General features: G+C 44.2%; 11 protein-coding genes and 1 pseudogene. All 12 read left to right on the top strand.

Annotation, left to right across the window (positions count from 1 at the left end; translation table 11 throughout):
- The first annotated feature begins 3 nt into the window (after positions 1-3).
- The 12 genes and pseudogenes from ISX59_RS09760 to ISX59_RS09705 all read left to right on the top strand — a co-directional run bounded on the left by ISX59_RS09760 (position 4) and on the right by ISX59_RS09705 (position 13,820).
- Entirely contained in the window at positions 4-1,140 is a 1,137-nt protein-coding gene (locus tag ISX59_RS09760; RefSeq protein WP_122330290.1) for a clostripain-related cysteine peptidase, read from the top strand.
- Between the two features lie 234 nt (positions 1,141-1,374).
- Positions 1,375-3,024 (top strand): DUF5029 domain-containing protein, encoded by a 1,650-nt coding sequence (locus ISX59_RS09755; RefSeq protein ID WP_122330289.1) that lies wholly within the window; start codon positions 1,375-1,377, stop codon positions 3,022-3,024.
- Positions 3,025-3,120: 96 nt separating this feature from the next.
- Positions 3,121-4,044 carry a FimB/Mfa2 family fimbrial subunit gene (locus ISX59_RS09750; protein ID WP_005808954.1) on the top strand — a complete coding sequence of 308 codons (924 nt, stop codon included), beginning with the start codon at positions 3,121-3,123 and terminating at the stop codon, positions 4,042-4,044.
- A gap of 26 nt (positions 4,045-4,070) precedes the next feature.
- Positions 4,071-5,643, top strand: a pseudogene (locus ISX59_RS09745) (fimbrial protein).
- Between the two features lie 18 nt (positions 5,644-5,661).
- On the top strand, positions 5,662-6,774 hold the full coding sequence (locus ISX59_RS09740; protein WP_186993304.1) for a hypothetical protein: 1,113 nt from the start codon (positions 5,662-5,664) through the stop codon (positions 6,772-6,774).
- Between the two features lie 28 nt (positions 6,775-6,802).
- Entirely contained in the window at positions 6,803-7,771 is a 969-nt protein-coding gene (locus ISX59_RS09735) for a fimbrillin family protein (RefSeq protein ID WP_005808949.1), read from the top strand.
- Between the two features lie 20 nt (positions 7,772-7,791).
- Positions 7,792-8,769 (top strand): fimbrillin family protein, encoded by a 978-nt coding sequence (locus ISX59_RS09730; RefSeq protein WP_122296367.1) that lies wholly within the window; start codon positions 7,792-7,794, stop codon positions 8,767-8,769.
- Positions 8,770-8,796: 27 nt separating this feature from the next.
- The gene (locus ISX59_RS09725) at positions 8,797-9,735 is read left to right on the top strand and encodes a fimbrillin family protein (RefSeq protein ID WP_005808946.1); all 939 of its coding nucleotides are present in this window, start codon (positions 8,797-8,799) and stop codon (positions 9,733-9,735) included.
- Positions 9,736-9,751: 16 nt separating this feature from the next.
- Positions 9,752-10,753 carry a fimbrillin family protein gene (locus ISX59_RS09720; protein ID WP_122130680.1) on the top strand — a complete coding sequence of 334 codons (1,002 nt, stop codon included), beginning with the start codon at positions 9,752-9,754 and terminating at the stop codon, positions 10,751-10,753.
- A gap of 12 nt (positions 10,754-10,765) precedes the next feature.
- The gene (locus ISX59_RS09715) at positions 10,766-11,725 is read left to right on the top strand and encodes a fimbrillin family protein (RefSeq protein WP_182424403.1); all 960 of its coding nucleotides are present in this window, start codon (positions 10,766-10,768) and stop codon (positions 11,723-11,725) included.
- Between the two features lie 24 nt (positions 11,726-11,749).
- The gene (locus tag ISX59_RS09710; protein WP_122296368.1) at positions 11,750-12,742 is read left to right on the top strand and encodes a fimbrillin family protein; all 993 of its coding nucleotides are present in this window, start codon (positions 11,750-11,752) and stop codon (positions 12,740-12,742) included.
- A gap of 22 nt (positions 12,743-12,764) precedes the next feature.
- Complete coding sequence (locus ISX59_RS09705) at positions 12,765-13,820, top strand: fimbrillin family protein (RefSeq protein ID WP_032537458.1); 1,056 nt, start codon at positions 12,765-12,767, stop codon at positions 13,818-13,820.
- Positions 13,821-13,834: the final 14 nt, after the last annotated feature.

The following is a 13,834-nucleotide window of genomic DNA, read 5'->3' as shown; positions in this document are numbered from 1 at the left end:
AATATGAAAAGAATGTATTACATAGGATATATGCTCTGCTTGTTGCTTGCCGGTTGTGTAGTCGGTGAGAAAGCGGACGGTCTGTTGGAGCAACGTCTGTCTGATCGTACCCTTTTGGTTTATATGGGAGGGGATAATGATTTAGCCGATGAGACCGACGAAAAATTGTCAGCATTAGCAGAGGCATGGGACAGGTTTCCGGGGCATCTATTGATTTATCAGGATAAAAAAGGAGCGGATAGTACCCGCTTGTTAGAGGTTTGTTTTGATGAACAGGGAGAAAAGGTAACAAAAATATTGGCTAAGTATAAGCAGGAGAATTCAGCCAGTGCCTCCGTATTTGCACGGGTTGTTAATGAGGCTATGGCCCGGTATCCTTCCGTTGATCCGGGATTGATCGTATTTTCTCATACCAGCGGATGGCTGCCGGTAGGTACGGCAGTGGTTCCGGGCGGTATGACCCGTTCGGTTGTCAAGGATAATCATTCTGAAATGACTTTACAGGATTTTGCATCAGCCATCCCGGATGGCCAGTTCAATTTCATCCTTTTCGAAGGTTGTTTCATGGCCGGACTTGAGGTAGCCTATGAACTGAAAGATAAAACACAATATGTGGTCGGGTCATCGGCCGAGATGCTTTCACCGGGCTTCACTCCGGTATACAAACAAATGTTTCCGTTGCTTTATAAAAAGGAAGCGGATCTGTCGGCAGTGGCTGCCGCCTATTATGATTATTATAACAATCTGGAAGGGGATTACCGTTCGGCTACCATCAGTGTGATCCGGACTAACGGCTTGGAAATGTTGAAGTCGCAACTTCATGCAGCCGAGAGCCGGGTGGAACGTTGGGAGTGGATAGACCGTAGCGGCTTACAGAGTTTTGATCGTTTGCCGGATGGACAACATCTCTTTTATGACGCTTCGGCCTATGTGGAAAGGATTGGAAGCGCAGAAGAGTCTGCCGCTTTTGATGAGGCCTTGGAGAAAGCGATAGTCTATAAAGCGGCTACGGAGAACTTTATGTCACAGAGCCGGGGCGGATTTACGATTGGCGATCATTGCGGCATGACATTGTATATACCTGATGCCACCGCTCCCGCATTGCTGACCGAAAGAAAGAAGCTGAAGTTAATGCAATAATATATAGTTCAAATTAATTAGTGAATGGTAATAATAGAATTAAAAAGTGATGGAAAGGAATTTTTGATTAACGAAACAGACAGTGACAGTTAACAGAACGATGGAACAGGGAGTATCCGCATTTTTTCTCTCTGCCTTTCACCCTTCGCGATTCGGAAGGGAGAAAGGAATATCCAAAGCGGATAAGAGTATAAAATATTCGAACTTATATCTATAATTAAATTTTTTAGTAACATGAAATTAAACAAATTATTTACGTTTACATTGGCGGCCCTTGCAATGGCTGCATGTAGTAATGATGATGAACCGGGAATTGACAATGGTGGTCAAAAAGGTGAATTGATTGATGCTATCAGCATTGCTTTTACCAATTCTACAGCTCCTGCCACCCGTGCGGATAAGGGTGAAATAGAAGGAGTAGGCACTGAAAATAACGTGTATGTGGCCTATCTGTTTGCCAAAGAAAATGATCCGCAGCATGAAGGCGCGAAAGTAGGTGACTGGACTGTGAAGCGTGTGGCAGGTGACAATGGTGCGGAAGACACTGGTGTGACAACCGCAATTGGTGAGGGCGATGTTGCGACTCCCGGAACGAAGAAAAATATGTGTACGTTTAACGGCGTACGTCAGGGAGATAGCGTTTATGTCATTGTGAATGATCCTCAGATGACCCTTGCTACCGCTCAGACACTGGCACACCAGGCTGACAAATCGGAAGCCGCTATCCGTGCCTATATTTCTAATCTGTCTAAGAGCTACCTGAATGATCTGACCGTTGCTAAAGACGGAACGCAGACTAAGAAGTATATCATGGCAGGTGTATCGGCTATTCCTACCAACCCGAATATCCCGAACGGATCTACCGTTAAAGTTTCGATTCCTCTGAATCGTGAATTAGCGAAAGTATTCTTTAATGCTTCCGTTACTACCAACCCCGTATACGAGGCTTATGGTAAGATGGAAATCAAAGATGCAGAATGGGAAAATCCGACAAGTACTAAAGATCCTGATGGTATTGTCGTAGTGCGTATCCCGAGACGTGTGTCTCCGTTCACAGCACAGACTCGTGACTGGTATTTCCCGCAGAGCGCGGATGCAACTGCTAAAGACTGGGATGTGGAAGGCTGGTTGAAAGCATTTGCAGGTGAGAAAGAATCTGCGCCTACTATTGCGGAGGTTCCTGGAACGACTCCTGCATTGAATAAGGGAGAATACAATGCTGACGCGAAAGAATATCGTCTGACATGGGTTGTTGGTGAAAAGGCGCTGGCTGATGGAGGTACTCCTGCAGCTGCTTCGATGGTATACGTTAAGAGTGACAAGTTATATTCTCCTTATTTTTATGTAACTCCTAACTATGCCGATAATGCCGGTTGTGCTACTGTGGTAGTTACCCAGGCTACTTATATCGGTACACATACCCTGCTTGAACCGACTATTACGGAGCAAATGTTGAAAGAAGCTTTGGCAGATGGCACTTTCCAAGGTGCTACTTCTACTGACGGATCTGTCACCTATGATAAATTGGCTGCTGATTTCTGGGATAAGGCTGATAATGTAACAGCATTGGTTGCGTTCCTGGAAACGAATGAGACGTATAAACTTGCGTTGAGAGGTGAAACGGAACAAGCTAAGAAAGAAGCTGCTATTACGATTAAACCTAACGACAAACGTTACTATCGTGCTGATGTTGCCAACTATAGCGATGACGAAACAACCTCAATGAAGATTACCGAACGCAACACATTCTATCATATTACAGGTACTATTACTACTTTGGGTGCCAAGAGTATTGAAGATGCTATCAATTCGGATAATATTGACATGCTTGTACAGGTAGTTGTTAAGCCATGGAAATATGTTGTTAACAATATAAATATGTAATCAGAATCTCTTTTTTTATATGATCCGGGGCGGATGGAAAATCCGCTCCGGTTTATATCTCTTTCTTTTTCGGAAAGAGAAGAATACAAAACTAAAATGAAGAAACTGCTACCGATACTTCTGGGGGTTGCCCTATTGCTGAATTCATGTATTAAAGATGATATGGATGCTTGTGCCGGATATATGCACATCTATTTCAGCTATATTTATGGTGGAGCCAATCGTTTTTTTGAAACGGTTTCTACTCCTACGCAACTTCATTTTTATAAACAGAAGCATAAATATCGGGAACTGGAAATAGGTTTGGATGAAGTAGGATTGACCGAACCTTATCGATTCTTGAAAACCTTTGATGATATAGACAGTCTGGAACTGATAGCCTGGACATATGATGAGGCAATTGATTATGTAGATACTCCTGATACTCCCATAGGAGAGGGGTATGTGAAATTAAAAGAAATTACCGACGGCAGCGGAATCTGCCGGCCTGTAGACGATCTGTTGTACGGACGCATTGCCATAGATGCCGGCCTGCGTGAAAACCGCAATATTGTGACTATTCCGTTTGTGCGTGCCGTATGCCGTACGCGTATAACAATGATTCCTCAGACAGTAGAGGATCAGGTCGTTGAAGAAGGAGGAGCAACACGTGCCGCAAGCAGTATTATTCCTTCCCCCGAAGATTTTAAGTTCCACCTTTACGGTACGCGTAGTGGTGTAGATTATAATAATAAAGCAAATACGGACGAAGTGATACTTGAACCTGAATGTTATTACGAAGAAAGTACCGGAAATGTACTGACTCCCTGGTTCGGTTCTTTTTCTTCGGAAGGAAAGTTCCTGAGAGTAGACGTGTTTATTCGTGATGAACAGGTCGCTTCGTTTGATTGTGCTCCTATTGAGTTGACTTCTGTTCCGGGCAATTATATTGACTTGGTGATTGACGGACATTATGTGAAGCCCGTTATGCAAGTTCGTGTCAACGGATGGAAAGTGGCGGCAATAGAAAGTAATATGTAAGTAAGCTGATAAAAGGAGAGTATAGCATGAAAAGAATTCTGATATGTCAACTGATGGTATTTCTGGCCGTGGCTTTGGTTTCGTGTTCGGATGATACTTCCGAAAGTATCTCTCAGAACCCGGATAAAGACATGTACCTCCGTGTGAATGTTCCCCGCACTTATGCTTCCGGAGCCGATGGGACGGATAATAAAGAGACGGTGATCAATGGCATTGACGTATTGGTATTTGCTCCGGGAGTGTCCGACCGGAACCGGCTGTATCTGAAATCAGCATCCGAAGGAACTCCGGTTGCCGGTAAAAATACGTTTCAGGTGACTATGCCTGTGGGAGAAGGATTGGAAGTGCATGTATTTACGAATAGCCATGCAGAGTTGGTGCGTAGCGGTGCCTATAAAGGTTTAGGGATGGAGATGAATGCATTATTGGAAAAAATGGTATCCAAAGTGGAGAATAATCCGTCCGGGATAGACTGTTTGCCTATGCATGGTTTTTTGTCAGGAGTGACTGTTTCGAAAGAGTCGGTAGGACAAACGCTTAGTGTACCGGTGCTGCGTTCGGTAGCCGCTGTACAGGCAAAAGTGGATGACGCGCATACGGGAAATCCGGGTGAGTTGTTGGATAGCGATGGTAAGGTGATTTTTAAGTTGCGTGAGTTTTATGCTTATTTCCCGGCGGATAGCGGTAGGTTGGCTCCGTTAAAGGAGGCCTATGAAGTGGTTACCGCAGGTTCAGAAGACGAGAAAAAGACCCGTAATGTGGTTAAAACGACTTTACCCGCCAAATTAGGGGTTCGCCCGATAGGTGACAAGCTTTTTTTGAAGAGTGAGTCTTCTTTGCCCCTTGCCGGACCGCTCTATCTATACGAAAACACTTATTACTCGGATAACGGCTTTGATCAGCCCGGATATATTGCCGGCAACGACAAAGTGGCTACCACTCGTTTGGTGGTAGGCGGAATTTATGGAGACGATGCGGATGTCACTTATTACCGGATTGATCTGACGGATCCGGACGATCCGAAAAAACTGGTTGAACTATTGCGCAATCATAAGTACACTTTTCAGATTATGAATGTCTCGGGTCCGGGGTATGACAATCCTGACGATGCCGCTACGGGGGGTACCGATGAATATCTATGTGAAAGTGATTGACTGGATAGACGTGAATACGGAAATTGACTTTGACCGTGAGAACTGGTTCTCTTCGGGTACAAAGAAGCTCGTTTTATCCGGTTACGCAGGTTCGCTGAAATCCATTCCCATAGAAAGCGATGTCGCGTTCAGTCCTTTCTGGGAGTTGAGTTTTGATGCGTCGAGTCCGGTTAACGGTAATGCGACGGTTGCACCTGTAAAGGTATCTGACGGTGCAGTGTCGGCCGTAATCTCTAATGAACGCTATGAGATAACCGTCACTGCGGGTACGCTTACCGTAAAGGCCAAAAAGTCTTATGGAGACCTTGCCACCGGTGAGGCTTATGACGATGACTTCTATATAAAAGTAAAGAATTTGACAGTGCATTATAAACTGACTCAGGTAGACCGTTCTCCCGATGATTGGGGAAACGGAGGAAGCCAGGAAGATGAACTGCATAATTAAACATAGATTAGTTGGCTTATGAAACGATTTAAAAGAAATATACGGCAAGGATGTATGCTTCTAAGCGTATTTTGCTTGATGGGGGTTACAGCCTGTTCAAGTGAAGAGGGACGTGATATGCAGCCTGTCAAGCCTGTCGCTTTCACGCTGAACTATACCATCCCCGATGCTGATGATCCGGAAACAAGGGCATCCGATACAGGAGGGAAAATACCTGTGGCCCGTCCGGAGGAAAGTGTGATAAATGATGTAAAGCTCTTATTTTTCATTTACGATGAACATGGCAACGGGTTGTATGCCGGTTCCTTGCAGGGAACCGTCGATGGCAATCATCTGGCTAAGACAGGGAAAATATCGGTGATTATACCGGAAAGTGGAAGCATCGACAATCATACGGATTATAATGTATTGGTGCTTGCCAATGCTTCTGCTTATTTTCCCGGAATGGATTTTGATACTTATTGCTCCGGACAGACTGAAAATGCAGTGCGGGTGCAACTCCGGGGAGATATGCCGTTGCAGTCAATAACGGACAGAACATATACCGTTACGGATAACAGTTTACTTATGAGCGGAACAACATTTAAAGAAGCAGGGAAAGATATGAGTGTACAGCTACTGCGTGCCGCCGTACGCATAGATGTCCGGGTGGCTGAGGATAAAAGGGGGACGGTTCTCTTGAAATCGGCTATGCTTCGTAATGTTTCACCGGTAATACCTGTATTTAATGATCCGCAGGATATGGCTTTCCTGCCGTTGACCTATGCAAATGAAAAAAATGCACCGGAGCAATTCAGTATCATAGGCGGTTTGTATGCCACTGAGGTGTTGCGTACCCTTCATACTCCCTATCTGCTACAGACACAGGCGGTATGTCTGCTGCTGCAATGTGAAAAGTCTCCTTATAAGGGATGGTATCGGGTGAATATTAATATCGATAAAAATGATGTGCAGTATTTACGACGTAACAATGCTTATACGGTGGTTATTAAAGATGTTTTGAGTCAGGGGGCTGACACTCCCGATGAGGCATACGGAGCGGGTAGTTTTGGTATAAGAACGGTTACTGTCCCTACCGATTGGAAAGTTCCCGATGGGATAGTAACTCCACCGGATGTAGAAGTGAATTGAATGATTTCATAAAAAGATAATGAGAACGATGATAATAAGGAAGTGTAAAATAGATTGTTTTCAGAAGTCCTGCATTCTTCTGTGTGTTGCGCTCTTCTCCTGTTCGCAGTATGACTGCGCTGTTCCGGATGACGGAAGGACAGGAGAAGGAGAGCGCACTTCTTTATGCATAGGAGGAGTTTCAACAGGGCGGTTAGAGGTACTTACGCGTTCGGCTGCTGAGCTTACTACAGCAACCGACGCTATCGGGATTTTTCAGAAAAAAGATATCGCGAATGGCTACGAAGCCATTCATAACAGAAAATATACATATGGAACTCCATACTGGAAGACGGATGGGGAAGAACTGGTGTTGATCGATGGGCCGGCGGAACTGACGGCTTACTATCCTTATAAAGAGGATCGGACAAGTAGTGTGGTGATGAACAGTGAGCTCTATGCGGCTTCAAAAGAAATCTATTATTGCCCTTTTAAGGCTTCGAATACAACAGGTGCCGTAACGCTGAATTTACGCAGAGCCTATTCGCTCCTGAGATTCAATTTTATCAGGGGAGTAACGGATGTGGCTCTGAATAAAGGAGAGTATACCGGGAACGGTGAGATCAGCTCATTTACATTTTCTGCGGCTTTACGGATCACCGGAACACTGGATCTGTTTACAGGGATCGTTGAAGGAGGAGTGCAGGGGGTGATGTTCAGCTATACCGTTCCGATAACTATCGGAACCGTTGCAGCTCCTGCCGTCCTGGATTATATGGTAGTGCCTGCTGACTTCACCGGGGATCTTTCTTTTACACTAATGGTAGATGGAAAGGAGATGAAAGGTAAGATTGGCGCTGCCGAGCTTTGTGGTACGAACAAGAAAATGGTGGAAGGGACAAAGTATGAGATAGATGTCATTATTCGTCCCACTGAAGTAGAGATAGGAACTGTGGATGTGGAGGAATGGATAGAAGAGGCAGTCAGAGACTCCGGTGATCCGTTTGTGCCGCAATAAAGAGACAGAAAGGAATAAATATGTTTTTAAGAAAGCAGAGAAAGATGAAACACATTCTGGCAAATATGATGATGGCAATAGTATTGATTGCCTGTAGCAACGGAGGGATGGATCCGGTGGATAACGGCGGGGAGGACGAGTATGTTCCTGTCAGAGTGGAAACCGTTGAGGATAATGGCGTTGAAACACGTGCGGTTGCTTTGTCAAATGCCAGTATAGGAATATTTCGCACGGCACCTTACACTGCTACGTTTCCGCAACAATATGATGTACAGTGTACTCACGACGGAACCGGATGGAGTTTGGCAGATAAACTATATGTTGGCGGTACGGACGCCTCTTTGCATGTCTATTATCCGTATGGTAAGGTCACTTTTAATGGTGATAATAGTACGGTTACTGCTTTGACAGTGAAAGATAATACGGCGGATAATGATTTTTGTTATGCCGATGCTCCTTTAGCGGCAGTCAATAACCGCAATCCGGTTGCTTCCTTTTTGCTGAAGCATGCTTATGCCGGTGTGAAGTTCAGCATTGCTTGTCATTCGACTTATCCGTTGAAGTGCAAGTTAACCAAGATTGTGATGAAACCCGCAACGAGCGGAAAGACGTTTTATGTGGAACGTAGCATGGATATCAGTAAATCCGCTGCGGATGCGGGACAGTTGGGAGGGAGCACAGCTTCCGGTTGGACGCTGGATACATCTGCGCTTGCTATGGGGACAGCAGGGATAGCCCAAGGGAGTACGGATGTAAGTATCAGCAAATTGTTTCCTCCACAGGATTTTGAGGACGATACCCAACTGATATTGACAATTGATGGAAGTGAATATTCGGTAACGATTCCGTACGAGACTTTGAAAGCTCTGAAAGCCGGGTATTTATCTACCATTTTCCTGGAGGTCAAGGGTACGGGAGTAGATATTTCGGGAGTGAAAGTATATCCATGGGATACCTCTGTTGTACCCGGTGGTGATAACGATGCGACTTTAGATTAATAACTGATTGTAACAGAAAGGATAGTAATGAAAACCAAGTCTGATATGAAACCAATTATAATAGCCACTTTATCGCTGATTTTACTGGCGGGCTGTGGTAATGATGATTTTCCGGTAGAAGAACAAAAAGTTCCTTTAGAGATTGCTTCTGCATTTGTAACAGGTGACGTGCAGACACGTGCCGTCACGCCACAATTACTTACATCAGGTTCGATCGGAGTTTTTCTGGAAGGCGAATCCGGAACCAGTTATGTAAAAAAAGACAATATACAGTATGACTATAACTCCGGCTGGAAACCCAACACGGAAACAATTTATCTGGGTGGAGAGAATGCCAATGTGTGTGCTTATAAGAAAACAACGAAATTAGATTTGGCAACTAAAGAAGCTGTTTCTTTGACTTCTCAGATTTTTGACGCCGAACTTGATTTGGTATATGCAGGTAAGAAAACAGTGAATGGTACTTCTGCCGCTAAGAGCGTTGAGTTTATCATGGGACATGCTTATTCGCAAATCGAATTTGTCTTTAGCCGGGAGAATTATCCTAATACATGCAGAGTAACTAAAATAGCCATAAAGAACGCGAATATAATTGAGAATGCTACGCTGAACCTGGCAACAGCGGTTTATACATCGACTAAAATCAATGCTGCGTTCAGTTATTGGACAAATGTGGCAAAGCAGGCAGATGGCATTGTGGTTCCTGAATCGGGGACTATAAAAAGTAATGTACTGATGATTCCCTGTACATTGGCCAACAATGGAGATACAGGAGTGACACTGGAGTTGACGGTGGACGGTCAACTGATGACAGTTCCGGTTGCGTATACTAAATTGGGCGCATTAACCAAAGGCATTATTCATCAGATCAGCCTGAAACTAAAAGGTACTGCACTTGAACTGAGTGTGAAAGATACTCCGTGGGATAATCAACCGGTAGATGGTGAATATAATCCGGAACCATAAAAAGGAAGGATGAATCATGAAACGACTTTATACGCATAATCCGGATTCTCACTTGGCAAGACGCTTGTGGCTGATGTGGCTTTTAATAGTAGGCTGGAGCTCTTGTTCACAAGTAGAGGTTGCAGACTCTGTAGGGGGTGAGAACGGAGAGATACCTCTTGAAATCCGGGCTACAACCGGTGCAGAGGTCGACACTCGTGCTGTTACTGCTGTAGAAATGACTGAAGGAACATTAGGAATTTTCCGTTTACCCGAGACGGATTATACGGCATTGGAAAATATTCGTTATAACCGTGTTGCGGGAGAAAACTGGAAGCCGGCTTCTACTGTGATATATGTCGGTGCCACTTACGCCAGGCTATGTGCTTATGCTCCCTATAACTCTGTAGAGTTTAAAAATAGTTCGTTGAAAACAGAAGCCAGCCTGACAATGCAGACTTATGCGGCGGAGAAAGATATGCGTTTTGCTGTCAGTGGGGGAGATGAAGTCTGGAAAAAGACTCCTACTGCGAATTTTGAATTGAAGCGTGCGTATGCCCGTTTGGTATTGTCTGTGGTACGGGATGCTACGTATCCGAACACGTGTAAGATAACGAAAGCAAAAATAGAGGCTTCTGCCGGAAATATAATCACAGCCAATACGGTTGACATCAGTACCGGAACCGAAGGAAGCGGAACACAAACACCTCAATATATTCACACTGTGACGACCGGTTTAAAAGACGGATTTGCAATAGGGGTTACAGATGATACGAGTTTTGACTGGCTGCTGCCCCAACAAACTTTTTCCGAAGGCGTAGTCTTGACACTTACGGTGGATGGCATGGATTATTCCGTCACTATTCCGGTCGATAAACTGAGCACATTTGTAAGAGGTACTAAATATACTGTGTCATTGGTTGTCAAAGGTGGAAAGTTAACTTTGCTGAGTAACAAAATCTTGATTGACAGGGATTGGACAGAGGTGCAGACAGGGACCGGAGGCAGTGGCAGTGATTATGATACCAGTTTTAATTAGAATATGAAGATTATGAAACGTTTATTATTGATCCTGGTGGGAGGTATTTTATTGAGTAGCTGTTCTGATGACAGTGAGATGGATGACGGGAGATGGAAAGCATCTGCACTTCGAGTACCGCTCGAGGTATCTTCGGCAGTCATTAAGCAGGAGGTGGTTACACGTTTAGCTCCCGATCCGGTATCTTTGACGGAAGGGGCCATAGGGATTTTTCTGTCGGGCACAGAACCTGAAAGCGGATATAAAGTTATTGACAACCGTAAATACGTTTACAGCGAAGGTCATTGGGGACCTCCGACGGCTAATGATACAATTTATTTAGTGGGTAACGATGCTGATGTCTGCGCTTACTACCCTTATAAAGATTCGTATGCGGATAAGACGGTCATTCCATTACAATCACAGGATTATGTGGATACTGAAGATATCTATTATGCATTGAATACAATGATAAATGGTTTTACTCCTGCGATTACTTTTGATATGGTGCATGCTTATTCTTTGGTGGAGCTAAAGATCAGTCGTGAGAACTACTTCATGCCTTGTGAAATTAGTAAAATAACCTTGATGAATTCTGCTTTAATAAAAAAAGGCACTATTAACATTGCCGTTGACGGAAGCATACAGGCTTCGGAAACAGGGAATTATGATTTGACAACAGTAACTGCGGCTTCACCTTATACATTGGCTGTTGGCGGATCTTATGTACGCCGTGTATTGATGATTCCGGTTCCGCTTAAAATTGAGCGGACAGATGCGGAAGGAGGACAATTCGGGCTGTCTGTCAGCCTTGTGGTAGATGGACAACAGATGCTCGTGGAGATCCCGTATTCCGAACTTGGAGAGTTCAGGCAGGGAGAGAAGTATGTTATCGGATTAAAGATCAAAGGAACAGAAATCGTGCCTACCGTCAAAGCATTGGAATGGGAAGATGATAAGGTCAATGGCGGGGATAAATATCCTGTTGAATAAAATCATATTTAAAACTGAGCTACTATGAAAGGAGTACTATACATAAGTTTTTTAGTTTGCATGTTACTGGGGTGCAGCGATGGTGATAGCTTACCGGATTGGAAAAAAGACAAAACAGCCCGTACTGAGTTGGAGATTGCGTCTGCTTCCATTGTGGAAGGCAATCTACAGACCCGTGCCAATGCAGCTTTTACGCCCGGAAGTTCCATTGCTTTGTTTTGTCATGGGCAGGCTGCCGAAACGAGTTATACGCCTGTGAATAACAGAAAATATACGCTAAATGCCGGTGAGAGTCAATGGACAGCCGAGTCGGAGGCGAGTACCATTTATTTAGGTAGCGAGAAGGCGGATGTGTGCGGGTATTATCCCTATACGGAAGAAACAGTGGATGAGCTTTATAAGGACCGTACTAAAATTCCTATGGAGACACAAAACTATGACGTTTTAAAAGAACTGTATTATGTGACTAACCAGGAAGTTGATGCTAAGGAATATTTTGTAAATATGCGTTTTAAGCATGCTTATTCACGTTTAGTATTGAATATAGGGGTCGAAGATGCTTATCCGGCTACATGTAGTATTAATTCGGTGGCTTTGGCAAACGACTCATTGTTTCGAAAAGCGGTGATAGATATTACGAGTGGTACTGTTGGCATCCATCCGGATGATACGGAGAAACAATTCAGGGGTGGATATAACATTACAAAAGGCCTTCCTTATGTTTTAGACAGTCCTACTAAAAAATACCAGGCTGATCTGCTTATGATTCCTACAAAATTATTGCCTGACCCTTTTGAACCGACTAAAGGGCTTAGCATTATAGTGAATGTAAGCGGATTTCCGGCAACGGTGATCATTCCGATAGACGATCTCTCTGATTTCGAGAGTGGTAAAAAATACGTTGTCTCTTTGAAATTGAGAGGGATTGCAATTAAATCGGTGACCGTAACCACTACTGACTGGGATGAGAAAATACTGAATGAAGGTATAGATTACGAACCGCTTCCCCGACCTTAATGATTATACAAAAATGAACAGCATGATTATGAAACTCAATATGAATATAAATACTTCTGTGGCTGCCATATATGCAATGATGTTATTATTGGTTGCCTGTTCGCAGGAAAGAACTTTATTTCCGACAGAAAAAACGGACAGTGTGCCTTTAAGCGTATTCACTTCGTTCAAGGCGGATGTGACTACAAGAGCCACCGCTCAACCCTTGCCTGAAGGGAGCAGTATCGGAGTTTTTTTGATAGCGGATGCTAACTATGTTATCCCTCAGAGTAATGTGAAATACACTTATCAGCCTGATGACGAATGGACGTCAGAGACCCCTGTTTGGGTGGGCGGGGTAAGAGCCGGTCTGTGTGCTTATTATCCATATGGTAGAGTTACTTTTTCCGCAGTTACACAGACCACATTAAAAAACCAAGCTTACACGGAGGATGCGGATTGGTGGTATGCCAAAGACAATGCGGCTGTCACAGTCAATAATCTGTCACCACAGATAGAATTTTTATTAGAGAAACCTTATTCTCAGCTCTCTTTGGAGATGATTCGTAACGGAAGGTATCCGTTGCAGTGTAAAATAACCAATGTACGTATAGAATTGGAAAACGGGGACTCGATGGTTGACACCGGGACGTTCGATATAAAAGACGGGAGCCTGCAAAACACAACGGATGTTACTTCTTATTCATATCCAACCTCCGGACCTATGCATGACACGGGATTGGGGGTAGGAGAAGCGGCGAGAGATACCACTTGTAACTATCTGTTTGTTCCTCAGACTCTCGCGTCCGGGTTGAAACTGACTTTGACCATCGATGAACGTGATTTCAGTGTGATTGTGCCACTGGAGGATCTTGGCGGGCTGGTAGCAGGAAAGCGCCACGTAGTCCGATTGGATATCAGAGGGGGAATACCGATTAATATAGTGGAGGTTACCACGACAGAGTGGCAATCAACAGAATTTGACGGTGGTGATGCCACTACTATTAAAGATACAACAGAGATCATTATTGATGGTGGTAAAGTGGGAACAGAAGATTGGGCGTCGGATCCTACAGAAAATGGATCAGGAGCACTGTAATTTAATATTAAACG

It is taken from the genome of Bacteroides sp. FSHCM14E1, from assembly GCF_019633785.1.
In the GTDB taxonomy this organism is placed as follows: domain Bacteria; phylum Bacteroidota; class Bacteroidia; order Bacteroidales; family Bacteroidaceae; genus Bacteroides; species Bacteroides hominis.
This window is presented reverse-complemented; position numbering and strand designations above follow the sequence as displayed.

Excerpts from the sequence above, each read along its gene's own strand:
- ISX59_RS09735 (WP_005808949.1), top strand. The coding sequence starts at position 6,803 with ATGATAATAAGGAAGTGTAAAATAGATTGTTTTCAGAAGTCCTGCATT.
- ISX59_RS09715 (WP_182424403.1), top strand. The coding sequence starts at position 10,766 with ATGAAACGTTTATTATTGATCCTGGTGGGAGGTATTTTATTGAGTAGC.
- ISX59_RS09750 (WP_005808954.1), top strand. The coding sequence starts at position 3,121 with ATGAAGAAACTGCTACCGATACTTCTGGGGGTTGCCCTATTGCTGAAT.
- ISX59_RS09760 (WP_122330290.1), top strand. The coding sequence starts at position 4 with ATGAAAAGAATGTATTACATAGGATATATGCTCTGCTTGTTGCTTGCC.
- ISX59_RS09720 (WP_122130680.1), top strand. The coding sequence starts at position 9,752 with ATGAAACGACTTTATACGCATAATCCGGATTCTCACTTGGCAAGACGC.
- ISX59_RS09705 (WP_032537458.1), top strand. The coding sequence starts at position 12,765 with ATGATTATGAAACTCAATATGAATATAAATACTTCTGTGGCTGCCATA.
- ISX59_RS09730 (WP_122296367.1), top strand. The coding sequence starts at position 7,792 with ATGTTTTTAAGAAAGCAGAGAAAGATGAAACACATTCTGGCAAATATG.
- ISX59_RS09740 (WP_186993304.1), top strand. The coding sequence starts at position 5,662 with ATGAAACGATTTAAAAGAAATATACGGCAAGGATGTATGCTTCTAAGC.
- ISX59_RS09725 (WP_005808946.1), top strand. The coding sequence starts at position 8,797 with ATGAAAACCAAGTCTGATATGAAACCAATTATAATAGCCACTTTATCG.
- ISX59_RS09710 (WP_122296368.1), top strand. The coding sequence starts at position 11,750 with ATGAAAGGAGTACTATACATAAGTTTTTTAGTTTGCATGTTACTGGGG.
- ISX59_RS09755 (WP_122330289.1), top strand. The coding sequence starts at position 1,375 with ATGAAATTAAACAAATTATTTACGTTTACATTGGCGGCCCTTGCAATG.